Below are 25,031 nucleotides of genomic sequence, written 5' to 3'. Positions count from 1 at the left end.
AACGGGAATAAAAACGCGCTAACGGATAATCGCCATTCGCTACCTAATACGAGGACACCAAAGGAATATATCGTTAAAGGTAAAATAGCGAATCGCTAACCACAATTCGCTATTGAGTATTCCTCCCACTCGCCTTCTACAACCTTTCTACGGCTATAAGCCTATGCATTGCCGTTGGCAAAGTCTTTCATGAAGCTAACCAAGGCCTCGACACCTGTCAGTGGCATGGCATTATAGAGGCTGGCGCGCATACCCCCGACGCTGCGATGGCCTTTCAGCGCAACCAGGCCTGCGGCCTTTGCCTGCGCCAAAAACTGCTCATTCAAAGATTCATCTTTTAGATAAAAGGTAACGTTCATTCTCGAACGGTTATCTTTGGCGACGCGATTTTCATAAAAATCACAGCTATCGATAAAGTCATAAAGCATCTCGGCCTTGCGCGCATTGGTCTTAGCGACCTCAGCGACACCGCCCTGTACCTTAAGCCATTTGAAGACCTCTGCCGCCAGATACCAGGCAAAGGTAGGGGGCGTATTGAACATGGAGTCATGTTTTACTGCCAAACGATAGTCCATGATAGACGCCTGAGGGAGCTGCGGATACTCAAGCAAGTCATCTCGAACGATAACGATACTCAAGCCAGAGGGGCCAATGTTCTTCTGGGCACCGGCGTAGATAAGCCCATAGCGGCTGACATCTATCTCTCGAGACATGATATTAGAGGACATATCTGCAACAATTGGCCAAGGCGAGTTTATCTCTTCAAAAATTTCGATACCATCTACCGTCTCATTAGGACAGTAATGTAGGTAACGATACTCTTGCTTGAGCTCACTTAGCTCGGGTAGCACCACACGGCTAACACCATGGGTTTTCTCAATAATATTCAGGGTGTCGATCTGCTCGTCACCGGCCAGTTTTTTCGCCTCATCTACCGCGGAAGATGACCAGCTGCCATCGACTAAATAGAGCGCCTTGCCTTGTTCCCCTAATAAATTATTCACAACAGCGGCGAACTGCCCACGACCACCGCCATGCATAAAGAGTACGTGGTAGTTACTCGGAATATTCATCAGCTCTCTGATGTCGGCCTCGGCCTGCTGGGTAAGCGCGATAAACTCTTTACTACGATGGCTGACCTCCATCACGGAGACCCCCTGCCCGTTCCAATCCAATAACTCCTCTTGTGCTTTTTGCATCACGGGCTGAGGTAACATGGCCGGCCCTGCACAGAAATTATATGTCGCGCTCACTGCTTTCTCCTTTGCTCTTCTTTCAACTCTATTGCGTCAGATTATATGCCATTGGCGTATTTATTTATTATGTTTCACTTGCCGAAACAAAACGAGCGTCCATAAGGACGCCCGTTAATCTCGCTAAACGCTATTCGTTTGGCTCCTCGTTTGGCTCAGCCTCTGGCGCTTCGCCTTCGACTTGCTGCTCTTCGAGGTTATCCGTGACGATTGGGTTCCCCTCTTCGTCGAGTTCCTGATCATCTTGGATCTCATCGATTCGCTGTAGCCCAACAACCATCTCATCGATTGCCGTACGGATAATGGTCACACCTTGAGTGTTACGACCTATGGTCGACACGCCAGATGCCGGTGTACGTACCAGGGTACCCTTGTCACTGATCAGCATGATCTCATCGTTTTCCAGTACTTGTACCGCACCGACGACGGCGCCGTTACGCTCGCTCACCTTGATCGATACCACACCCTTGGTCGCGCGGCTCTTAGCTGGATACTCCTCCAAGTCGGTACGCTTACCGTAACCGTTTTCGGTGACGGTGAGGATGGCACCATCATTCTTAGGCACGATGAGCGAGACGACGCTCTGACCATCTTCGAGCTTGATACCGCGAACACCTGTCGCGGTACGGCCCATGCCACGAACCTGATCTTCGCTAAAGCGAACGACCTTGCCTTCATTAGAGAAGAGCATCACCTCGTTATCACCGTTAGTGATATCGACGCCGATCAGCTGATCGCCATCTTTCAAGTTAACGGCGATGATACCGTTGGCTCTTGGACGAGAGTATTGATCTAGCGAGGTCTTCTTCACGGTGCCGTGAGAAGTTGCCATGATCACATACTTGTCGGCGTCGTAATCGCGCACCGGCAAGATAGCGGTAATGCGCTCACCTTCGGCCAGCGGCAGCAGGTTGATGATTGGACGACCACGGGCCTGACGGCTTGCCAGCGGCAGCTGGTACACCTTGAGCCAGTACATCTTACCAAAGTCAGAGAAGCACAAGATGGTGTCGTGGGTATTGGCAACCAACAGCTTCTCGACGAAATCTTCATCTTTCACCTTAGTCGCGGCCTTACCCTTACCACCACGTCGCTGTGCCTGGTAATCGCTCAGCGGCTGGTACTTGGCGTACCCTAGGTGAGACAGGGTCACCACCACATCTTCTTCGTTGATGAGATCTTCGAGGCTGATGTCTACTGCTGAGGCATTAAGCTCTGTGCGTCGCTCATCGCCGAAGTTTTCCAGCACTTCCTGAAGCTCTTCTTTGATCACTTCCATCAAACGCTCTGGGCTACGTAGTATGTAAAGCAGTGCTGCGATCAGCTCCAGCAGTTCTTCATACTCGCCCAATATCTTCTCGTGTTCCAGACCGGTCAGCTTGTGCAGACGCAGATCCAAAATTGCCTGAGCCTGTTGCTCGGTCAGGTAGTAGAGGCCGTCACGAATACCGAATTCCGGCGCCAGCCACTCAGGACGCGCCGCATCGTCACCCGCCTTCTCCAACATACCCTGCACGTTACCAAGGGCCCAGCCTTGAGAAACTAACTTCACCTTGGCTTCGGCCGGTGTTGGTGATGCCTTGATCAATGCGATGATAGGGTCGATATTGGCCAGCGCGATAGCCAGTGCTTCGAGGATATGCGCCCGGTCACGGGCCTTACGCAGTTCGAATACGGTACGACGAGTCACCACTTCACGACGGTGAAGGATGAAGCACTCGAGCATCTCTTTAAGGTTAAACAGCTTAGGCTGACCATTGGTCAGGGCCACCATGTTGATACCGAAAGAGGTCTGCAACTGCGTCTGGGCGTATAGGTTGTTGAGGATCACCTCACCTACTTCGCCGCGCTTCACTTCGATAACGATACGCATACCGTCTTTATCAGACTCGTCGCGCAGGCCGCTAATGCCTTCGATCTTCTTATCTTTTACCAGCTCGGCAATCTTTTCGATAAGACGCGCCTTGTTTACCTGATAAGGGATCTCGGTAACGATAATACGCTCACGGCCGTTGTCTTCAGTCTCAACGGTTGCGCGGGCACGCATGACAGCCTTACCACGACCCGTCTTATAGGCGTCTTCGATGCCCTTACGGCCGTTGACGATCGCCGCCGTCGGGAAGTCGGGACCAGGAATATGTTCCATCAGCTGCTCGATAGAGAGACTTGGCTCGTCGATCAGCGCCAAACAGCCTGAGATCACCTCAGACAGGTTATGAGGAGGAATGTTGGTCGCCATACCGACGGCGATGCCCGATGAACCGTTGACCAGCAGCGCTGGAATACGGGTCGGCAGTACCGCTGGGATCTGCTCGGTACCGTCATAGTTAGGTACGTAATCGACAGTTTCTTTCTCTAGGTCGGCCAGTAGCTGGTGCGCCAGCTTGTCCATACGTATCTCGGTATAACGCATGGCCGCCGCGGCGTCGCCATCGACAGAACCAAAGTTACCCTGACCATCGACCAAGGTGTAGCGCATGGAGAAAGGCTGCGCCATACGAACGATAGTGTCGTATACCGCCGAGTCACCGTGTGGGTGATATTTACCGATCACATCACCGACGACACGCGCCGACTTTTTATATGGTTTGTTCCAATCGTTCTTCAACTCGTTCATCGCGAATAAGACGCGGCGATGAACCGGCTTTAGACCGTCACGTACATCGGGTAACGCACGGCCAACGATCACGCTCATGGCGTAATCCAAATATGAATTCTTTAATTCGTCTTCAATATTAATTGGTGTTATAGATGAAGCCAGATCAGTCATAAACTGCTCGATCCCTTGAAATTTAGCCGACAAAATACTGCTTAAAAACCAGGCAATATTTCACCAAGCCTGAAAACGTGATTTGGCATTCTAACACAGATATTTAAAGGCGCTAGACCCTATTGAAATTTCACGCCAAATATCTGTTTGCGGCGTAAAACCCCTACCTGTTTTAGGCAAGATGAACGCTTTAACAGCAATCTGATGACTAAGCAGACATTTTCGGCGGGTTCTCCTTTGTTTATCTAAGGCTATCGGTATAATAGCTACATCATTTATCCCCTTCAGAGGACTGTCCGTGTCTAACCTTTCTGAAACTCATTTTTCTGAGACTAATAATGTCAATGTCGATCCACAAGAAATCGCTAAGTTTGAGAAGATGGCTGCCACCTGGTGGGATCCCGAAGGGGAATTTAAACCGATTCATAAGCTCAACCCCTTAAGACTCAACTATATCGATCAAGCCGTCGGCGGCCTGTTTGGCAAGCGTGTGCTGGATGTCGGCTGCGGCGGCGGTATTCTCTCTGAGAGCATGGCACGCCTGGGCGCCAAGGTAGATGGGCTGGATATGGGGGCCGAGCCCCTCGATGTCGCTAAGCTGCACGCCTTGGAGATGGGGGTCGAGATCAACTATATCCAGGACACGGCAGAGCATCACAGAGATGGGCATCAAGGCCAGTATGATGTAGTCACCTGTATGGAGATGCTCGAGCATGTGCCCGACCCTGCATCTGTCATTAAGGCCTGTAGCGATATGGTCAAACCCGGTGGTTATGTGTTCTTCTCAACCATTAACCGCAACATCAGAGCCTATGTAGAGACAGTGATCGGCGCCGAGTATCTGCTTAAGATGCTACCGGTTGGCACCCACGATCATAAGAAATACATCAAGCCATCCGAACTGATCGGCATGGCCGATGCGGTAGATCTTGAGTGCGTCGATGCGACCGGCATCACCTACAATCCTCTGACGGAGATCTTCCGCTATACCAAGTCGCTAGAGGTCAACTATATGATCGCCACGGTTAAGCAGGATGACTGAAGGTACGGGTACAGGCACTAAGCCTCTAGACGCTAAGCCTATTGACACTAAGCTAACTGATATTAAAGCTAATGAGATAAAAACATTAGACGCCAGGCCTATAAGAGGCGTGCTGTTCGATCTCGATGGCACCTTAGTCGATACCGCGCCGGATCTCGTGCTGGCGCTCAATCTGGCGCTTAAGGATTTTGGGCTGCCGAGCGAATCCCTGGAAGATATCCGTTTTGCCGCCTCCCATGGCAGCCTGGCGTTAGTTAACGCTGCCCAGCCTCACCTTAATGATGAGGAGAAGGCGACTATCCAACAGGGCTTACTTAATCACTATCATAGGGTTAATGGCCAAGCAGCCAGGCTGTTTGACGGTATGGCCAGCCTTTTAGAGCACCTCAATGAGCAACGCATCCCTTTTGGGGTGGTCACCAATAAGGCGGCTCGCTTTGCCCGGCCTTTACTACACAGGCTCGAGTTAGCCCACAAGATGCCGGCAATCATCAGTGGCGACTCCACCACCCAGAGTAAACCTCATCCGGCGCCTATGCGCCTGGCGGCGTCACAACTTAGCGTTTGCTGTGAGCAAATTCTCTATCTTGGCGATGCCAAGCGGGATCTCGAGGCGGCCCGCAATAGTGACATGCTAGGGGGCATCGCTCATTGGGGTTATATTGGAAACAATGATCAGGCGCACCTGTGGCCACACGATTTTGGCTTCGATACCCCGTTAGCCGTGCTTGAGCTCCTAAAACAGGGCTAAGTGGCTGTATCGCCTCCTGTAACAGGAGCTCTATCACACACACGAGCAGTTGGGTATGTGACGCGTCAGTAAAAAGTCGTCCAGACTAAGATCGCGATCCTTTTTTAGAGAAAAAGATCCCGCCGTACTGGCCAATAATTTAGCTTTCATGATAGGTAAATTCAGTCGCCTAAATCTTAACCCAGCTGTGCTATCGTAATTGAAAACAAGGGTTAAAGGTAAGCCGTTACTAACCCCTTGGCTTACCCCCAAGATATCCACAACTTGTCCCCTAAAAACCCGCTTGCAATATCCCCCTAACCTCACTATCTTGTATCCTATAAAAGAAAAAACACCATATCTTGTGTATGGGCGGCGGTCGAAGCTACTAGAACTGCAGTAGTGCTCAAGTACTTTTTTAACACCTTCGATTGTTTTTACATGGAAACGTAGGGTGGAGTTTTCCCCCAGCGATATTTAATTCAAGGCTTATCTTCAATGAACAGCAATATGCAAGTCACGAAGCGCAGTGGCGAACGTGAAACTATCGATCTCGATAAGATCCACCGAGTGATCACTTGGGCGGCCAAAGGACTGAATAACGTCTCAGTATCGGAAGTCGAATTACGTTCACACCTTCAGTTTTATGATGGGATCCCAACTGAAGCGATCCACGAAACCATTATTAAGGCCGCTGCCGACCTTATCTCGCCGGAATCACCAGACTACCAGTTCCTTTCCGCACGCCTGGCGATCTTCCACCTGCGTAAGAAGGCCTTCGGCCAATTTGAGCCGCCTAAGCTTTACGATCACGTGGTGAAGTTGGTTGAGTTGGGTAAATATGACACGCATATTCTCCAAGACTACAGCCGTGAAGAGTTAGACACACTTGATAGCTATATCGACCACTGGCGCGATATGGACTTCTCTTATGCCGCGGTTAAGCAGCTAGAGGGTAAGTATCTGGTTCAAAACCGTGTGACCCACGAAGTCTACGAGAGTGCCCAGTTCCTCTATATTCTGGTAGCAGCCTGTCTGTTCGCCAACTACCCGAAAGAGACGCGTCTTAAATACGTCAAAGATTTTTATGATGCGACCTCGACCTTTAAGATCTCGCTACCGACGCCAATCATGTCTGGTGTGCGTACGCCGACACGTCAATTTAGCTCGTGCGTACTGATCGAGTGTGGCGATAGCCTAGACTCAATCAACGCGACCGCATCTTCTATCGTGAAATATGTGTCACAACGTGCGGGCATAGGGGTCAACGCCGGCCGTATCCGCGCGCTGGGTAGCCCAATCCGCGGTGGTGAGGCGTTCCACACAGGTTGTCTGCCTTTCTACAAGTATTTCCAGACGGCGGTGAAGTCTTGCTCGCAAGGCGGCGTGCGCGGCGGCGCAGCAACCCTCTTCTACCCAATGTGGCATTTAGAAGTTGAGTCTCTGCTGGTATTGAAGAACAATCGCGGCGTGGAAGATAACCGTATTCGTCACCTGGACTATGGTGTGCAGCTGAACAAGCTGATGTATCAGCGTCTTATTCAGGGCGGCATGATCACCCTGTTTAGCCCATCAGACGTACCTGGACTGTATGACGCCTTCTTCGAAGATCAGGCTGAGTTCGAGCGCCTGTACGTCAAGTATGAACAAGATGAGAGTATTCGTAAGAAGCAGATCAAGGCGGTTGAACTCTTCTCCTTGATGATGCAAGAGCGTGCCTCTACCGGCCGTATCTATATCCAGAACGTCGATCACTGTAATACCCACAGCCCCTTCGATGCTAAGGTTGCACCGGTACGTCAGTCGAACCTGTGTCTCGAGATTGCTCTGCCGACCAAGCCACTGAACAACATCGACGATCCTGATGGTGAGATCGCCCTGTGTACCCTATCAGCCTTGAACCTGGGTGCCATCAAAAACTTGGGTGAGCTTGAAAGCCTGGCCGATTTGGCTGTGCGTGCACTCGATAGCCTGCTTGATTACCAGGACTATCCTATCATCTCGGCCCACAAGGGCTCGATGAACCGCCGTACACTGGGTATAGGTGTGATTAACTTCGCCAACTACCTGGCAAAAGAAGGTGTACGCTACTCGGACGGCAGTGCCAACGGCATCACCCACAAGACCTTCGAAGCGATCCAGTATTATCTGCTGAAGGCTTCGATGAATCTGGCGAAAGAGCAAGGCGCCTGCCCTGCCTTCCACGAGACCAACTACGCCAAGGGTATCCTGCCGATCGATACCTACAAGCGCGATCTCGATAAGATCTGTGACGAGCCGCTACACATGGATTGGGAATCCCTGCGTGAGGAGATCAAGACCCACGGCCTGCGTAACTCGACCCTGTCTGCCCTGATGCCATCTGAGACCTCGTCGCAGATCTCTAATGCAACAAACGGTATCGAGCCGCCACGCGGCCTGATCAGCGTTAAGGCCAGTAAGGATGGTCAGCTCAAGCAGGTAGTACCCGACTTCGAGAAATACCAGTACAGCTATGAGCTGCTTTGGAACATGCCAGGCAACGAAGGTTACCTGCAATTGGTGGGCTTGATGCAGAAGTTTGTTGACCAGTCTATCTCGGCCAACACCAACTATGATCCAAGCCGTTTCCCAGGCGCTAAGGTGCCAATGCAGGTGCTGCTGAAAGATCTACTAACGGCATACAAATATGGTGTGAAGACACTTTACTATCACAACACGCGTGACGGTGCGTCAGATAAATATGACGATATCACCTCCATTGAGAAAGAAGACGATAGCTGCGCAGGCGGCGCATGTAAGATCTAACTCTACGTGTTTTAACCTTTTATCAGGGGGCTTAGCCCCCTTTATCGGAAGATAGAAAAATGGCCTATTCAACATTTTGTCAAACACCTAACAATGCCCTGCTGGAACCTATGTTCCTAGGTCAATCCGTTAACGTTGCCCGTTACGATGTTCAAAAATATGAAGTGTTCGAGAAACTGATCGAGAAGCAACTCTCCTTCTTCTGGCGTCCAGAAGAGGTTGACGTCAGCAAAGACAAGATCGACTATGCAGCGCTGCCGGATCACGAGAAGCATATCTTTATCTCTAACCTTAAGTATCAGACCCTGCTTGACTCTATTCAGGGGCGCTCACCAAACGTCGCCTTCCTGCCGCTGGTGTCACTGCCAGAACTTGAGACCTGGATAGAAACCTGGTCTTTCTCCGAGACGATTCACTCGCGCTCTTACACTCACATCATTCGTAATATCGTTAACGATCCTTCTGTCGTATTTGACGATATCGTACAGAACGAAGAGATCCTCAAACGCGCCAGCGATATTGCCGATTACTACGATAATCTGATCGAGCTGAGCCAAATCTATCACCTCATGGGTGAAGGTACCCACGAGATCAATGGTAAGACAGTGGAAGTCACCACCCGCGAACTCAAGAAGGCGCTCTACCTGTGCATGATGTCGGTTAACGTACTAGAAGCTATTCGTTTCTACGTCAGCTTCGCCTGCTCATTTGCCTTTGCCGAGCGTAAGCTGATGGAAGGTAACGCCAAGATCATCCGCCTCATCGCCCGTGATGAAGCCCTGCACCTTAACAGCACCCAGCATATCCTTAAGCTGATGCAAGGTGGCAAGGATGACCCAGAGATGGCCGAGATAGCCAAAGAATGCGAACAGACGGCTATCGACATCTTCGTCAAGGCGGCAGAGCAAGAGAAAGAGTGGGCCAAGTACCTGTTTAAAGATGGCTCTATGATCGGCCTGAACGAGCAGATCCTCTGCCAGTACGTTGAGTACATTACCAACGAGCGTATGAAGTCGGTTAATCTGGCAAGTCCATATGCCGACCAGAGCAACCCACTACCTTGGATGAAGAACTGGCTGGAGAGTGACTCGGTACAGGTCGCACCGCAGGAAGTGGAGGTATCCTCCTACCTGGTGGGTCAGATTGACTCTTCTGTCGATGAGAGTGAGTTTGCCGACTTTGATCTCTAGCAAGACGGTCTTTAGTCAGGCGGTTTTTAAGAAGGCTCCAATCGTGAGCCTTCAAGGTCAGCCTGTACTCCTCTATACCAGCAACCACCAAAGCCTGTTGGCGGCCCTCGAGCAGAAAAAGGTACGTATCTTCTCTGAGTGCCGCAACGGCTTTTGTGGTGCTTGTAAGACCAAGGTTAATCGCGGTAGCGTGGTCTACCACACCGAACCTCTGGTGGAATTGGAAGCGGATGAGTGTCTGCCCTGCTGCTGCCATCCAGACGGCGATCTCGACCTGGAACTTTCGCCTCAAGATGCCGAAGTCGTGACCACATATGCCCCTCAGCCTGTAGCTTGTGCCGCCGAATAGCCCCTAGGCGACGCTTTAACAAGCTTAAAAGTCCTAGAAAAGACCAACCTCACGCCATGGTTCGCAATCCTTCGCCTATTACAAGGCACATGCACTGGTCAGCAACATTACACATTAGATGGCTTTTTTCGCCAGCTTATGATGTAGTCGATTTACCTCCATCAGCGCGGCGCTGCCATACCAGGGATGAAGCTCCATGATGAGGCGACCAGCCTTAATGGCGGGATCGGACTCGGTAAGCGCCTTAGCCTCCTCGACGCTAGTGACGTTGAAGATATAGATGCCTCTTAGGTCTCCCTCTTCTAAGAAGGGACCTGCAAGCACCAGTTTACCCTCCTCTGCCAATCGGCCTATGTTATCCAAATGAGCCCTTTGCAGCCGCTCTGCCTCCGCTTCTGATTGCTCTCGGTTGGGGCCACGCTTGAGCATGGCCATCACATAGCGCTTCATGCCATAGTCATCTCCGCCGACTTTCGCCGCAAGCTCAGCGTCATAACTTTTGTCATCACTCTTAACATAGCTTTTATCATAGCTTTTACCATCGCTTTTATCATCGCTTTCAGCCCTTAAGGGCATAGCCACCACCAGAGTCACCGCCAGAGCCACTAAAGCGCCCACCAAGGTAATGAGTAAACTATGGGTATTAGTCTTGGCTGTTTTCATTGTCTCATCCACATTTTTAAAGGTTAATTTTGATAATTCTGCTCTTAAACCTTGCCGGTTTCTCATCGAGCATTTACTTAAGTTATGTCAAAGCCATAAAAAAGGCTAACCCTCAAGGGTTAGCCTTTAACTTATAAGTAGGCTTTACTTACTGCAGCAGATCTTTAGATGCTTGCGGCCAGCTCGGCACCTTGGCGGATAGCACGCTTAGCATCCAGTTCGGCAGCAACATCCACACCGCCAATCAGATGCACGGGCAGGCCGGTGTTTTTCATCTCATCGATTAAGCTGCGATTAGACTCCTGACCCGCACATAACACGACGTTGTCTACCTCTAGCACCTTAGTAGTTTCCCCCACCTGGATATGCAAGCCTTGCTCATCGAACTTCTGGTAGCTGACCCCATTTAACATCTCGACATCATGGTGCTTGGCCACCGCGCGGTGGATCCAGCCTGTCGTCTTGCCGAGTCCCTTACCCATCTTGCTGATTTTACGCTGCAATAGATAAATTTTACGGCTTGTGTGTTCATGCGCTGGCGTGGTTAAGCCACCTCGCTCACCGTAGTCCTTGTCTATGCCCCACTGTTTGAGCCAGGTATCGGGCTTAAGAGTTATCGAATCCTGCTCTCCAAGATAATGAGCCATATCGAAGCCGATACCGCCGGCGCCAATCAGAGCAACCCGCTCGCCTACCTCGACCTCGCCGTTAAGCACCTGTTGGTAATTCACCACCTTGGCACTGTCGAATCCGGGGAGATCTAGCTTTCTTGGCACCACACCTGCGGCGATCACCACCTCGTCGAACGGCTCGTCTCGAACCACAGAGGCGTCTAGCCGAGTATTAAGCCTCAACTCAACCTTGTTGAGCTTCATCTGCTCGGTAAAATAGCGAATGGTTTCGTCAAATTCCTCTTTACCCGGGATCTTACGAGCAAGATTAAACTGACCACCCACCTCGCCTTTGGCCTCGAACAAGACGACCTTATGACCACGGCTCGCAGCATAGATAGAAAATGCCATGCCAGCAGGTCCAGCCCCCATGACGGCGATGCGTTTCTTGTTAGTCGCCGGCACAAAATTAAGCTCCGTCTCGTAACAGGCTCTCGGGTTCACCAGGCAAGTCGCGCGTTTTAGTGCAAAGGTATGATCCAGGCAGGCCTGATTACATCCGATGCAGGTATTGATCAGCTGGCTCTCACCGGCGGCCGCCTTGTTGACGAACTCGGCATCGGCCAGGAAGGGACGGGCCATAGAGACCATGTCCGCCTGACCCGAGGCGATGATCTGCTCGCCAATTTCCGGGGTATTGATACGGTTAGTGGCGATAAGCGGCACGCTAACCTCCTGCTTGAGGCGCTCGGTCACCCAGGCAAAGGCGCCGCGGGGGACACTGGTGGCTATGGTTGGCACCCTGGCCTCATGCCAGCCTATGCCTGTGTTGATGATGGTCGCGCCGGCGGCCTCCAACCATTTGGCCAGCTGCACCACCTCCTCCCAGGAGGAACCGTTATCCACCAGATCCAGCATAGAGAGACGGAACACTATGATAAAATCACTTCCCACCTTTTCACGGATAGATTTGACTATCTCAACCGGGAACTTAGCTCTTTGGCTGAACTCGCCGCCCCATTCGTCGCTGCGGCTGTTGGTTCTGGCGCAGATAAACTGGTTGATCAGATAACCTTCCGACCCCATCACCTCTACGCCGTCATAGCCCGCCTTCTTGGCCAGCGCCGCCGAGGTGGCGTAGTCTTTGATGGTACTCCTCACCTGACGGGCCGACATGGCAGAAGGAGTAAAAGGCGTGATAGGCGATTTGATCTTGCTGGGCGCCTGCGAAAAAGGATGGTAACCGTAACGGCCGGCGTGCAGGATCTGCATACAGATCTTACCGCCTGCCTGATGCACCGCCTGAGTGACAATTTTATGTTTGGCCACCTGCCAGGGAAAGCTCAGCTGACAAGCGTTAGGCGCCAATCGACCGCGCAAATTTGGCGAGATCCCACCGGTCACGATAAGGCCAACGCCACCGGCAGCACGCTCTTGATAGAATTTTGCCAGTTTCTCAAAACCGCCCTTTTCTTCTTCGAGCCCGGTGTGCATGGAGCCCATGAGCACACGATTCTTCAATTGTGTGAAACCGAGATCTAAGGGTTCTAATAAATGTGGAAACGACATTAAAACATCCTTTTTAAACGAGTGATTTAAATCAGCATACCCGCTGATTCGATTTTGCTCAATACTCAATGTGCTCCCAGCCTTAAGATTCATTTACAATTGTATTTCGCCCCCATGGTAGTTTTCAGTTAGCATAGAGGGATCAGAGTCATATAGGAGTGGATAATGTCCGCTAAGCCCTCAATATTAAAACGGATCTTTTCCACCTTGTGGAAGGTGATTAACACCACGCGTAAGGTGATCTTAAATCTATTCTTCTTCGGGTTTATCGCCCTCCTGTTCGTGATCCTTGCCGCAGATGAGAGCCCAAGGGTCGAAGAGGGTTCTGCATTAGTGTTAGATCTTTCCGGTAGCGTGGTAGAACAGAAACGTCAGGTGGATCCCATCGAGGCGGCCATGAAGAGTGGCAAGGGGGGCCAGAGTGATGGTGAGATCCTGCTGGCCGATCTGCTAAATGCTATCGACAATGCCGCCAGCGATAAACGCATCTCGGCTATCGTGCTCGACATAGGCCACCTGAGATGGACTGGGATCAGCAAGCTGCAGAGCATAGGCGACGCCTTAACCCGCTTTAAAGCATCCGGTAAACCTATTATCGCCATGGGCAACTGGTATGGGCAGAATCAATACTTCCTCGCCAGCTTCGCCGATACCATCTACCTCAATCCACAGGGTTCGGTAGAGATCGAAGGCCTGAGCCGCTATCGCCAATACTTCAAGTCGGCGCTTGATAAGCTCAAGATCAAGGCCCATGTCTTCAGGGTGGGTACCTTCAAGTCGGCTGTAGAACCATTCATGCGAGACGACATGTCTGAGGCGGCGAAATCTGCCAACCTCGAACTCATGCAAGATATCTGGAGCAGCTTCGAAACCAGGGTCAGCGAAAACCGCGGCATCAAACAGGACGACCTGATGCTAAGCGCCGAACGTTACCTTGCCGAGCTCAACAAGGCCAACGGTCGCTCATCAGAGATGGCAATTAACCTGGGTTGGGTCGACAAGCTAGCCTCTGCCGAGCAGTTCCGCCTTGATATGGTCGAGCGCCTGGGTGAGGCCAGAGAGGGACATAGCTTTAAACAGATAAGCTTTTATGACTATCAGAGTGTGATCCAGCAGTTCCCTCCTGTGCTGATGCATGACGCAATAGGCATCGTAGTGGCTAAGGGTAACATCCTTAACGGTCACCAGGCAGCCGGTCAGATCGGCGGCGAGAGCACCTCAGCCCTGCTGCGCAAGGCCAGGTTCGATGACAAGGTGAAAGCGGTCGTGCTTAGAGTCGACAGCCCAGGCGGCAGCGCATTTGCTTCTGAGCAGATCCGCCAAGAAGTCCTCGCCCTCAAGGCGGCCAACAAGCCTGTGGTCGTCAGTATGGGCACCTACGCCGCCTCAGGTGGCTACTGGATCTCGGCAAGTGCCGATTATATCTTTGCTACGCCAACCACGCTCACCGGCTCTATCGGCATCTTCGGCTTGGTTACCACCTTCGAAGACTCCCTGGCAAAGCTTGGGATACACACAGATGGCGTCTCCACCTCAGGCTGGACCGCATTTTCCACCACCCAGGGGATCAGCGACGAGCTAAAAGAGATCATTCAGCGTCATATTGAGCGCGGTTATCAAGACTTCATTTCACTGGTCTCCGAGGAGCGCGGCATGAAACTCGAAGAGGTAGATAAGATTGCCCAGGGTCGCGTCTGGTCAGGCAAACGCGCTCTCGAGCTAGGCCTGGTTGACGAGCTTGGCGATCTGCAGCAGGCGGTGACTAAGGCGGCGGAGTTGGCCAAGTTAGAGAAGTTCGACACAAAATTGATCGAACAAGAACTCTCCCCTCAAGAGCAGTTCATTCAGGAGATGTTTGCCCAGGCTTCCACCTATCTGCCTAAGAGCCTCTCTCAAAGCAGCGTTGTCGAGCAGTTGCTTGGCCAGGTTTCTAGCGTGGCCGAAGAATTTAAGGCCTTTGACGATCCAAACGGTCTCTACCTCTACTGCGATAGCTGTAACTATTAAAGGCACTGCTACTAATCACAGCAAAGCCTCCATGACAGAAAAGCCCGCCGATGCGGGCTTTTTTATTGGCGCCATCCTAAGTATAATCGCGCCAATCCTGCATCAATAAAGCTATCACTATAATGAAAAAGCCCTCCATCTATGTCGCCTACACGGGCGGTACCATAGGCATGCAAAAGACAGATAACGGTTTCGCCCCGGTACCTGGGTTTCTCACCGACTGTGTTAAGGCCATGCCCGAGTTTTTTCACCAAGAGATGCCAGATTTCGTCATCAACGAATATTGTCCCCTGATCGACTCCTCAAACATGGCGCCGACAGACTGGCAGATGATTGCCGACGACATCAAGGCAAACTACGACAAGTATGACGGCTTCGTGATCCTCCACGGCACAGATACCATGGCGTTTACCGCCTCGGCGCTCTCCTTCATGCTACAGGGGCTGACCAAACCCGTTATCGTCACCGGCTCACAGATCCCGTTGGCGCAGCTGCGCTCCGACGGCCAGACCAATCTGCTCAACGCCCTCTATATCGCCGCCAACTATCCGGTGGCCGAGGTATGTTTATTCTTTAACAACAAATTGTTTCGTGGCAATCGCACCACCAAGGCCCATGCGGACGGCTTCGATGCCTTCGCCTCGCCTAACTTCCCTATACTGCTGGAGGCCGGAATTAAAATTCGCCTCAAGGCGGGTCGCATCAGCGAAACTAAGGCCAATACCCTGACTGTTAGCAAGATCAGCCCTCAGCCCATAGGCGTGGTCACCCTCTACCCAGGGATCACCACAGAGATCATAGACAACATACTACAGCAACCGGTCAAAGCATTGATCTTGCTTACCTACGGCGTGGGTAATGCACCGCAAAATCCTGAGCTGCTCGAGTGTCTACGCAAGGCCAACGAGCGTGGCGTCATCTTAGTGAACCTGACTCAGTGTCTGCAGGGAAAGGTGAACATGGGAGGCTATGCCACGGGCAACGCACTGGCGAAGGCCGGGGTCATCAGTGGCTTCGACATGACCACAGAAGCCGCGCTCACTAAGCTGCACTATCTGCTGTCTACCGCGCTATCGCCGAGCGATATTCGCGTGCAGATGCAGCAAGATCTCTGCGGCGAGCTGACCGAAGATTAAGTGCCTTAAATTGAGATAAAACTGACACGTAAAAAAAAGCCCCTGTCATCAGGGGCTTTTTTATTAGAGGTCTTGCTCTTTGAAGGCGGCGATACTCTCGCCCTTAAACTGACGTTTCAGCTCAGCCTTCGACAGCTCGTTCAATTCACCCTGATTATTAATGGTGAAGTGATCCTTCTGATCTAACCTGCGAGCCTGGTACATCATCACAAGTTGCAGGGTCGAGTCTCTCTGCTCATCAGACAGCACAGTGCCATCTTCCCACTTGCCGAGTTCGACGGCGCTGAGTAATCGCTCATATACCTCTTGGGGCATATCATCGATCACCTTATTGATATCACTCATATACTCTTCCGTTTATGTAACACGATGCGGATTCTGGCTATCAGATAACCGATAAAGCCAAAGACGAAGCAGATGCCAGCGATATTGGCTCTGAGTCCCTCGGCGGGTTCGCCGCCCCAAAACCAGAGCACTACACCGGCGATAAACAGCGTCATCGCCAGAAAACTCTGATTCATTAGCTGGTTAGTGCGCTTAATATGACTGATCCGATTAAGCGATTCATTATCTCCCGACAGGCCGGAAGAACAGTGTGGGCAGCTCTTAGCCAAACTCGATATGCGCTTATGACAGCTTGGGCATTCTACTAAGGCCATCTCCCCTCCTATCTTAGCTTATCGACCACGGCCAGCATCGCCAGCAGTGACGCCTCGCCAAGGTAGATACAACGCTCAGGTGACCAGCCAGACATAGGATCTGGCATGTTGGCATTATCTTTAAACGGCATCTCTAGGGTATTAGAGAGACAGCCAAAGGTTTGCGCCACCCAGTTTGAAGCCACGGTAAGATTCGCCTGACCCGGTTCATCCTTATCGTAGCCAAATTCATCTTGAAAATCGGCACTGGCCATCAGCAGGGCCTTAACAAAATCGGCTTGCAGATCGGCCATCTTCTGGTTGTAACCCGGTACACCTTCGCAGCCAGCGAGGAACACATAAGGCAGGCCTTCGTCGCCATGGACATCGTAATAGAGATCGACGCCTGTCTCTTTCATGCGATTGACCACATGGTACACCTCTGGGCTCTTCTCTAGCGAGGGGCTCTGCCATTCGCGGTTAAGGTTAACCCCCTTGGCATTGGTTCTCAGATGACCGCGTACGCCGCCATCGGGATTCATGTTAGGCACGATATAGAAGTTAGCCTTATCCAGCAGCGCCTTAGCCGTTGGACAATCGCCATCGAGCAGATTGTTCAGCAGGCCTTCCACCAGCCATTCGGCCATGGTTTCACCAGGATGCTGGCGCGCGGTGATCCAGATCTTGGCCTTCTCTTCATCTTCGTCACCCACCTTAACCAGGGTCATGTCGCGATCATCTAAGGTCTTCCCCAGATGTTCGATAGACACTAATGGATGTACCTGAACGGCGCTGATCAGATCTTGATGACGCTCGTAACTATATGGGGCGAAGTAGGCAATCTGGATCATCTCACAATCCAGCTCTACCTCAATGGTGAGTTTGCCATCTTGATACTGAGTCGGCAGACGGAACCATTGCTGCCTGTCGTAGGTGGCCGCAGCCTGATAGCCTTCCCATCCCTTGGTGTAGGACGCCTCTCCGGCATTCATAATGTTGAGGGTATAGCGCTGGCCGACTTCCCCTTGCAGACGAAAGTTGAACCACTGAAAAAACTCGCCCCCTTCATCGGGTCTAATGGCCAGTTGCACATTATTGATATCATCTTGATTGATGACCTCAATATTACCACCGTCAAAATTGGCACTGATTAGCATATCCATTCCTTCATTGAGTTAACGCAGGCGTCTCGGGCCTACTGATGCCCTAAGGATAAACTAATTCGTGCCATTTTCGCACCGCTAGTACTAAATAAAAGTCAGTTTTATACCTGTCATTTTGACTAGCCATTACCGACCTTTGTGGCTTGTTTGTGCTTTATTGATAGCCGGTTCATACAGGAATTAGTCACAGCAAGCTGCTATCACAAAGCGTAGAAAAACATACCAGACCGGCCTACAGATGCAGAAATAGGACTTATCTAAACAGCTTAGGTGTGGATGAGTAGCAATCTCTAGTGATTGTTAACGGCAGATATGTAACGAACGACCACTAGATGACGGATTAAGAACAAAGAGGCTTAGTTACACCTAAACCCGGACTGGACGAGCGCCCCTCCCTAGCAGAGAAAGCTGTAGCCTTGGCCCCTTACCGTATTGATGATGGTTTTTGGCAGGCTGATCTTGGCCAGTTTGCGCCGGGTATTGCTGATATGCATATCCAGATTACGATCAAACTGTCCGAGATCTTTCTTTAACACACTACGCTGCAGTTCCTGTTTAGTGATCACCTCGCCCTTGCGATCGAACAGGTACTTGAGCAACTTAAACTCTGTCTGCGTGAGCGACACACGCCTTTCGGCTACCTCTATGCTGAAGTCATTAGGATTAAAGTCAATCCCCTTGATCGGCAGAGGTAATTCCTCCGTTAGCTGCGACTTAGTGATGTCCGCGCGGCGGCGTAGCGCATCGATGCGTGCCACCAGCTCGCGTACACTGACCGGCTTAGAGATAAAATCATCGGCGCCGAGGCGAAATCCTTTTATCCGCCTCTCCTCTTCATCGGTTGCCGAGATGAGGATCACCGGCAGATTATCGCTGCGTGCCTGCAGAAACGCAAAGCCATCCAGATGGGGCATCTCAACATCTAAGATAATGAGATCTATCGCCATTTTACCTAAGATCAACAGCGCTTCCTGGCCATTACTGGCACAATGCACCTGATACCCGCTGGCCATTAAGCCAAGATAAAGGATTTCGCGCGCAAAGGGATCATCATCAACGAGTAGCACTCTTTCCATTTAATAACCTTAATGATAACAATTATCATTAAGGTTACATTAACTCATCGAGCCAATCCAGTCCTTTATCTCACCTGAGGATAAAACTATGACCGACATCTCACAGGTGCAGTGACGAAGGGACAAAAAAGGCCCCTTTAGGGGCCTTAATCACTTGTCTATCTTACTTGAGCATCAGCTGACGAATGTACTTCACCGGCGCACTACCATAGCTTAAGAACTGTTCGTGGAAACCTTTAAGGTTAAAGTCTTCGCCCTGTTTAGCCTTAAGTTCTTCGCGGAAATCATAGATCTCGCGATAACCCGCATAGTAGCTCGTTAGCTGCACCTGACTCAGGGTCGCCCGGCGCCATTTGCCCTCTGCTTCCGCCTGTTGTTGGAACGCCTCCTGAGTCATCAGCGCAATCGCCTCCTCTTCGGTCATCCCCTTCACCTGAATGCTGTAATCCAGGATAGTGTTGGCAATGACCCTCAGGTTCCACTTGTAGTACATTAGCCACATCTCAGGCTCGAAGTTACCATAGCCCTCTTCGAGCATCATACGCTCTGCATAAACGGCCCAGCCCTCGACCATGGCGCCGTTGCCAAATAGGCTCTTCACCAGACTCGGCGACTCATTGGAGTAGACCAACTGAGTATAATGGCCAGGAATCGCCTCGTGAATATTGAGCACCTGCAAGATCCAATGGTTGTATTCTCTCAAGTAACTCTCTGCAGAAGCGTCGCTCATGCCATCGAGTGGTGTGACGTTATAGTAAGTGTTGCCCGTCTTCTCATAGGGGCCAGGCGCACTAATCGAGGCGCCGGCAAACCCGCGCATATATTCAGGGGTCTCACGTACCACCAGTGGCTTGTTAGGATCTAGGGTAACCAGCTGTTTCTGATTGACGAACTTGACCAGTTCAGGGATCTGAGCGCGCACCTCGGCGACAAAGTCTTCGCGCTTCACATGGCGAGCCGACAATTTGTCGATCAACTGACGAGTCGCCACCTTAGTGTCGCTTGGCATCTGCGTCTTGAAATACTTGCTCCAGAGCTGCTTGGTGATCTTTGCCATCTCGCCCTGCACTCGCGCCTTATCAGCCAGCGCCTTTTCATACAGCTGCTTGGCAGACATGCCTGATTGAATATCAAAGGCAAACTTCTGCTCATAGAGCGCCTCGCCAATTCTAAAGCTACGGGCGCCCTCTTTGGTTAGCTTAGCCTCAAGGCTAGTCAACCAGTCGATATGCTGCTTGATGGCATCGACTACGAGTTTGAAACGAGAATTGAACAGCGCCTTCTCATCATCGCTAAGACCCGAGGCGGCGGCCTGCTTTAGCAGATCATCGGAAAACACGCTGAAGGCGCCACGGTTTTGCATGATGGCCAATTGCGTATGTTCCAAGGTCGGCTTATCGATATTCTCCCTTGCCGCCACATAGTAGGCAGACACATTTTCCATACGGGACAAGAATGAGCGCAGCCGCTCGTCAAGCGGCGCAAAATCTTCGTTGATCAGCTGTGCAAAACCGCCCGCAACATTGTAATTAGCAGGGTTCCACTGCCATGACTTAAAGGTTTCTATCTCCCAGCGGTCTTGCTTCAATAGGTTCTCGATAAGCTTATAGTCGATCAGCTCGCTGGGCGTGAGCTTATTCATATCGAACCCATTTAGCAGCTTAAGTTGGGCATCGACGAAGGCTAGGCTCTCAATACGGCTTTGAGCATTAGGTACCTTAAGCACACCGTCATACTTGTGATAGCCGCTATAGAGGGCCCATGTAGGCGACTGTTGCCATAGCGCGTCGATAAATTGGGTCGAAAACTGCTTAAAACTCTGTGCTTGCGCCTGGACGATATTAGCGCCTTGAGGGTTAGTGGTTTCTTCGGTATGTGTCTGGCAGGCAGTTAATCCACCTAGCCCCAGGACGATGGCGGCGGCAATGACGCTTATTTTCATGATTAGGATTCCCTTGATTCTTATTTTTTCCAACTGTTTCTTATAAACTCTGCGAGTACAGCTGCTTGAGATGGCCTTGGCTAAGCGACTGTTTAGTCGTTTATTCTATTGGTTATACATGAGCTTAGTTCTGCCAGCCCATAGTAAATCACGTTGCAAGCCAAATTGCAGCCTACACTCATAGTTTGACAAGCTTTGTTACAAAGCCATTGCCGAAAACGACACATCAAGAGGTAGCGGCAGCCGATGAAGGTCAAAGAATTCACAACACCACTGGGCCAAGAGACAAACCAACCGAGACAAGCCAACCTAGTGCATCAGCGGCCTTAGCCTAAATTCGGCCCAAATAGGGTTATGATCAGACGCCTGACTGGTAAAAGACTCGGCCGCTTCCAGACTCAGGCCACGATAATAGAGATGATCCAGTGGATAACCAAACACCCTATGACGCTTATCCACCTCATAGACTGCCTCCTTCAACCTCAGCCGATGGGCGAGCTGCTCTATATAGGCCATCCTCTGTCCCCGCCAGGTGTTGAAATCACCGCCGAGGATCACAGGCCCCTGGTGTAGGTTGATCTTCTGTACTATCTGTTGCCACTGAGCCCGATAGGATTTGAGTTGCCAGTCAAAGTTAATGCCATGCAGATTGACCACCAGTAGGGTCTGGCCGTTCGACAGAGGATAGCGGGAGATTAGGGTCGACTTAGCGAAACGAATCCAAGGTTCAACGGCATGATAGGCACAGGCATCCCGGGCCTGCTGGGTAGCAAGGTTCATCACACCGACGGGGGATTTTAGTAGGGAAAAGGCCTTAGCCATCACCAGATGCAGGCTCGAACCATCGAGGTATTGATGGAATCCGGCATTTAACTTGGCTTCCTGCAACAGCATCAGCTCACTGCGTCTGGCCAGCTCGGTCAGATCCTGCTGCCAACCCCGTTTCTGCTGCTTATAAATATTCCAGACACCGACCCTGATTCTTCCTGCCTTGTCTAAGGCTTGCCCCCCTGGCGCCGTCAGACACTGGGAGACAAATACAGGTTCCACCTCGCTCATCATCACCTCGGGCTCGCCATTCAGGTAATAAACCATGGCCCCATACACTGAGGCACACAAGAGTAATAATAGTAATGATTTTATCCCACGGCGCTGCATAAGCCGTGGGTGATGGAGGTTTTGGCTCACAGAATCACTCAGTTTATCCAGAAAGTTATCATTAAAGGTCAGTGTCGAAATTAGTGCTTTTGCACCAACCTCTTAGCCTATATGATATCGCTCAGGCTATAGTATATTTAGCGCCATTATCGACTCAGATCAGAGTAAGTGCAATCTAGACACAAACCAACATCATGGAAAATGTACATCAAATTCTCGCCATTGCCGGCGTCTTTATCTATTGGTTATTTCTTGGCGCCATCGCGCTACGCTTGGTGATCAAACGACGCACTATAGGCGTCTCCTTCTCATGGATACTAGTGATCTACTTCCTGCCACTGGTTGGTATCATCGCCTACATACTCTTTGGTGAATTACATCTGGGACAAACACGAGCCAGCCGCTCCAAGGCGATGTTTAAACCCTACGGACAATGGTTTGCAGCCCTTTACCAACACCCACTACACACACCAGAGCGACAGAGCGAGCACGCCAGGGCCATCAGTCAACTCTGTGACACCCAGCTGGGGATCCCTTCGCTAAGCGGCAATCAGCTTAACTTACAGCATACCCCCTCTGACATTCTCAACGCGATAATCAAAGATGTTGAGCAGGCGCAGGAGAGTGTGACCATGGAGTTTTACATCTGGCACCCGGGAGGCCTGGCCAATGAGGTCGCTAAGGCGGTCATCGCAGCGGCCAAGCGTGGCGTAACGGTTAAATTGTTGCTGGACGCCGCCGGTAGCCGCACCTTCTTCAATTCCACCTGGCCAAGCCAAATGCGCGCGGCGGGCGTAACCCTTTCGCAGGCGCTCAGTGTTAGCCCATTGAGGATGTTCTTCAGACGCTTGGACTTGCGCCTGCACCGCAAGATAGTGGTTATCGATAATCGCACCGCCTACACGGGTTCCATGAACCTGGTCGACCCCAGATACTTTAAACAACGAGAGGGCGTTGGCCAGTGGATAGATGTCATGGTACGCATGGAAGGCCCTGCGGTACCGCTGGTGAACGCCGTAGCCGCCTGGGACTGGGAAGTGGAGACCAGCAAGCGCTGCCTACCAGCCCCGCCCGGCTTACCCATAAACACGCCTGAGAATACGCCCGAGTCTGATTCTCTGGTGCAGGTGATCCCCTCTGGGCCTGGTATGCCTGAGGAGGTTATCCATCAGGTATTGCTACAGAGTCTCTATCAGGCTAGCCGCAAGATAGTGATCACCACCCCCTATTTTGTCCCCAGTGAAAACTTGTTAGATGCCCTGGTAACCGCAGCTGCACGCGGCGTCGACGTTAACATCATCATTCCACAGAAAAATGACTCCACCATGGTGAAATGGGCCAGCCGCTCCTTCTTTGCCGAACTACTCAAGGCCGGCGTCAAGATCCACAGATTCAGAGGCGGTCTGCTCCATACTAAATCAGTGCTGATCGATGACGAGCATTGCCTAATCGGCACTGTTAATATGGATATGCGTAGCCTATGGCTTAACTTTGAACTGACCCTAGCGGTGGATGACAAGGTGTTTTCGCAATCCCTCAGAAACCTGCAGAAAGGATACATAGAGAACGCTGAGCAACTCGAGTACAAGCGTTGGCAACGTCGTCCCCTGTATCAGAGGGTGATAGAGCACCTCTTCTATCTCTTCAGTCCCCTACTCTGATACGGCATAGACCTGATTACTCAGTTACTCAGTTACTCAGTTACTCAGTTACTCAGTTCGCATTCTTAGGGTTTGAGCTAAGAACGCCTATAAAAAAAGACCTGCCAATTGGCAGGTCTTCTATAAAACACAAATCTGAATCTTAGCTCTGCTTCTTCACGAACTTAGACTTCAGCATCATCTGACCTTGGCCGTCGACCTTACAGTCGATATCGTGGTCGGCGTCTACAAAACGATTGATGACCGCCTTAGTGCCCACCTTAAGGGTCAGTGAAGTGCCCTTCACCTTAAGATCTTTAATCAGGGTTACCTTGTCACCCTCTTCCAACAGATTGCCTACAGCATCTTTTAGGATGATCGCATCGGGATCGACAACCACTTCGTTAGGATTCCATTCATGAGCACACTCAGGGCAGATCAACAATGAGCCATCTTCATAGGCATAGGGAGACTCACATTTTGGGCATGGTGGAATTGTATCGCTCATAACTCTTTCTCTTTCATTAAAAAGGTAAGGATCAGCCGTGACATTCGCCCGGCTCACCATAGGTGGCAAAGGCTCTATAAATTCACAGCTGGTCATAATGATAATTGTATTATAATAAAATTATCATATCCAGGCCAGCTAAGTTTCCTCAGACCAAGCTTAGCTAGACTTTAACCTTAGGGTTTTTAGTCGGCTCGGACTGACCATAGCTCACGCCATGTTGCTCTAAATAACCACGGATCAGCTGTCTTACGACCTGTGATGGTGTCAAATCCTGAGAGGCGCACAATTGTTCAAACGCCTGTTTCTTACTGGGGTCGAGTAACACGGTAAAGCGTGCCGTCTTATTTTCCATAGCCTACTCCTCAAACCAAAAACATTATCATTTGATTATAATCCCTAACCCCCTAGCTGCCTATAGCAACCCTTAACTGAGGAGGTAATAGTCACACCTTGAGTGACTATACGAGCAGGAGCAGCTCACTTTAATGGAGGAATGCGGTACTGGTAATGGACGAAGGGTAGAGAAAAACAGACATAAAAAAAGACGCCCTTAGGCGTCTTTCTCTTTGAATTTGGCGGTGAGTGAGAGATTCGAACTCTCGATACGTTGCCGTATACACACTTTCCAGGCGTGCTCCTTCAGCCACTCGGACAACTCACCGAATCTTGACGCGCTTTCCTTAATAGACTCTCAAGGAACTGCATCAACGGAGCGGTACTTTACGCAAATCGCTAAACAGGGTCAAGCTAAAAAACTGTCTGCTCAGGCATTTGCGTAATAGATCGCCAATTCGCT

Annotated in this window: 20 protein-coding genes and 1 tRNA gene; 8 read left to right on the top strand and 13 right to left on the bottom strand. The window is 51.0% G+C overall.

The genetic code is table 11. The features are described 5' to 3' along the window. Nucleotides 1–161: 161 nt before the first annotated feature. Both serC and gyrA read right to left on the bottom strand, forming a co-directional pair. Nucleotides 162–1,253 carry a 3-phosphoserine/phosphohydroxythreonine transaminase gene (gene serC, locus GNT65_RS01365; RefSeq protein ID WP_160793336.1) on the bottom strand — a complete coding sequence of 364 codons (1,092 nt, stop codon included), beginning with the start codon at nucleotides 1,251–1,253 and terminating at the stop codon, nucleotides 162–164. Nucleotides 1,254–1,383: 130 nt separating this feature from the next. Continuing rightward, nucleotides 1,384–4,023, bottom strand: coding sequence for a DNA topoisomerase (ATP-hydrolyzing) subunit A (gene gyrA, locus GNT65_RS01360; protein ID WP_160793335.1), 2,640 nt, complete (start codon nucleotides 4,021–4,023; stop codon nucleotides 1,384–1,386). Between the two features lie 298 nt (nucleotides 4,024–4,321). Between gyrA and ubiG the strand changes: the two genes are divergently transcribed. From ubiG to yfaE, 5 genes are all read left to right on the top strand, one after another. Next, entirely contained in the window at nucleotides 4,322–5,065 is a 744-nt protein-coding gene (gene ubiG / locus GNT65_RS01355) for a bifunctional 2-polyprenyl-6-hydroxyphenol methylase/3-demethylubiquinol 3-O-methyltransferase UbiG (protein ID WP_160793334.1), read from the top strand. Continuing rightward, on the top strand, nucleotides 5,058–5,816 hold the full coding sequence (locus tag GNT65_RS01350) for an HAD family hydrolase (RefSeq protein WP_160793333.1): 759 nt from the start codon (nucleotides 5,058–5,060) through the stop codon (nucleotides 5,814–5,816). The genes ubiG and GNT65_RS01350 overlap by 8 nt, the downstream gene beginning before the upstream one ends. 477 nt (nucleotides 5,817–6,293) lie before the next feature. Next, the gene (nrdA, locus tag GNT65_RS01345) at nucleotides 6,294–8,582 is read left to right on the top strand and encodes a class 1a ribonucleoside-diphosphate reductase subunit alpha (protein ID WP_160793332.1); all 2,289 of its coding nucleotides are present in this window, start codon (nucleotides 6,294–6,296) and stop codon (nucleotides 8,580–8,582) included. 59 nt (nucleotides 8,583–8,641) lie between these two features. Beyond that, nucleotides 8,642–9,772 (top strand): class Ia ribonucleoside-diphosphate reductase subunit beta, encoded by a 1,131-nt coding sequence (nrdB, locus tag GNT65_RS01340; protein WP_160793331.1) that lies wholly within the window; start codon nucleotides 8,642–8,644, stop codon nucleotides 9,770–9,772. Continuing rightward, nucleotides 9,741–10,121, top strand: a complete 381-nt coding sequence (gene yfaE / locus GNT65_RS01335) for a class I ribonucleotide reductase maintenance protein YfaE (protein WP_160793330.1) — start codon at nucleotides 9,741–9,743, stop codon at nucleotides 10,119–10,121. The genes nrdB and yfaE overlap by 32 nt, the downstream gene beginning before the upstream one ends. A gap of 114 nt (nucleotides 10,122–10,235) precedes the next feature. Here the strand turns inward: yfaE and GNT65_RS01330 are convergent, their stop codons facing one another. Together GNT65_RS01330 and GNT65_RS01325 are read right to left on the bottom strand one after the other, a co-directional pair. Then, nucleotides 10,236–10,784, bottom strand: a complete 549-nt coding sequence (locus tag GNT65_RS01330; RefSeq protein ID WP_244952063.1) for a YciI family protein — start codon at nucleotides 10,782–10,784, stop codon at nucleotides 10,236–10,238. A 164-nt stretch (nucleotides 10,785–10,948) separates the two neighbouring features. Next, on the bottom strand, nucleotides 10,949–12,964 hold the full coding sequence (locus GNT65_RS01325; protein ID WP_160793329.1) for an oxidoreductase: 2,016 nt from the start codon (nucleotides 12,962–12,964) through the stop codon (nucleotides 10,949–10,951). Nucleotides 12,965–13,129: 165 nt separating this feature from the next. Between GNT65_RS01325 and sppA the strand changes: the two genes are divergently transcribed. Next, nucleotides 13,130–14,971: a signal peptide peptidase SppA gene (sppA, locus tag GNT65_RS01320; protein WP_160793328.1), complete on the top strand. Its 1,842-nt coding sequence runs from the start codon at nucleotides 13,130–13,132 to the stop codon at nucleotides 14,969–14,971. A gap of 122 nt (nucleotides 14,972–15,093) precedes the next feature. Next, nucleotides 15,094–16,107: an asparaginase gene (gene ansA, locus GNT65_RS01315; RefSeq protein WP_160793327.1), complete on the top strand. Its 1,014-nt coding sequence runs from the start codon at nucleotides 15,094–15,096 to the stop codon at nucleotides 16,105–16,107. Between the two features lie 63 nt (nucleotides 16,108–16,170). On the opposite strand, the gene GNT65_RS01310 is transcribed toward ansA, so the two are convergent. From GNT65_RS01310 to GNT65_RS01285, 6 genes are all read right to left on the bottom strand, one after another. Continuing rightward, nucleotides 16,171–16,452 (bottom strand): YeaC family protein, encoded by a 282-nt coding sequence (locus tag GNT65_RS01310; RefSeq protein ID WP_041511286.1) that lies wholly within the window; start codon nucleotides 16,450–16,452, stop codon nucleotides 16,171–16,173. Then, the gene (locus tag GNT65_RS01305; RefSeq protein WP_041511287.1) at nucleotides 16,449–16,766 is read right to left on the bottom strand and encodes a hypothetical protein; all 318 of its coding nucleotides are present in this window, start codon (nucleotides 16,764–16,766) and stop codon (nucleotides 16,449–16,451) included. Before GNT65_RS01305 ends, GNT65_RS01310 begins: the two co-directional genes overlap by 4 nt. Nucleotides 16,767–16,774: 8 nt before the next feature. Then, nucleotides 16,775–17,902, bottom strand: a complete 1,128-nt coding sequence (locus GNT65_RS01300) for a M14 family metallopeptidase (protein ID WP_160793326.1) — start codon at nucleotides 17,900–17,902, stop codon at nucleotides 16,775–16,777. A 401-nt stretch (nucleotides 17,903–18,303) separates the two neighbouring features. Next, on the bottom strand, nucleotides 18,304–18,984 hold the full coding sequence (locus GNT65_RS01295; RefSeq protein ID WP_160793325.1) for a response regulator transcription factor: 681 nt from the start codon (nucleotides 18,982–18,984) through the stop codon (nucleotides 18,304–18,306). Nucleotides 18,985–19,147: 163 nt separating this feature from the next. Continuing rightward, nucleotides 19,148–20,926 carry a DUF885 domain-containing protein gene (locus GNT65_RS01290; protein WP_160793324.1) on the bottom strand — a complete coding sequence of 593 codons (1,779 nt, stop codon included), beginning with the start codon at nucleotides 20,924–20,926 and terminating at the stop codon, nucleotides 19,148–19,150. A 309-nt stretch (nucleotides 20,927–21,235) separates the two neighbouring features. Next, nucleotides 21,236–22,084: an endonuclease/exonuclease/phosphatase family protein gene (locus GNT65_RS01285; RefSeq protein WP_181006123.1), complete on the bottom strand. Its 849-nt coding sequence runs from the start codon at nucleotides 22,082–22,084 to the stop codon at nucleotides 21,236–21,238. Nucleotides 22,085–22,278: 194 nt separating this feature from the next. Between GNT65_RS01285 and cls the strand changes: the two genes are divergently transcribed. Continuing rightward, entirely contained in the window at nucleotides 22,279–23,745 is a 1,467-nt protein-coding gene (gene cls, locus GNT65_RS01280) for a cardiolipin synthase (RefSeq protein WP_160793322.1), read from the top strand. 142 nt (nucleotides 23,746–23,887) lie between these two features. Here the strand turns inward: cls and GNT65_RS01275 are convergent, their stop codons facing one another. The 3 genes from GNT65_RS01275 to GNT65_RS01265 form a co-directional block, all read right to left on the bottom strand. After that, a complete protein-coding gene (locus GNT65_RS01275; protein WP_160793321.1) occupies nucleotides 23,888–24,232 on the bottom strand; it encodes a zinc ribbon domain-containing protein YjdM in 345 nt (114 codons plus the stop codon). Nucleotides 24,233–24,395: 163 nt separating this feature from the next. Next, nucleotides 24,396–24,587 (bottom strand): ribbon-helix-helix domain-containing protein, encoded by a 192-nt coding sequence (locus GNT65_RS01270; RefSeq protein WP_160793320.1) that lies wholly within the window; start codon nucleotides 24,585–24,587, stop codon nucleotides 24,396–24,398. Between the two features lie 221 nt (nucleotides 24,588–24,808). Continuing rightward, nucleotides 24,809–24,896: transfer RNA gene (locus GNT65_RS01265), tRNA-Ser, on the bottom strand. Nucleotides 24,897–25,031: the final 135 nt, after the last annotated feature.

Origin of the sequence: Shewanella insulae, from assembly GCF_009831655.1 — a bacterium.
In the GTDB taxonomy this organism is placed as follows: Bacteria; Pseudomonadota; Gammaproteobacteria; order Enterobacterales; family Shewanellaceae; genus Shewanella; species Shewanella insulae.
The sequence above is the reverse complement of the archived record's forward strand: the minus strand, read 5'-3'. Positions and strand labels throughout refer to the sequence as shown.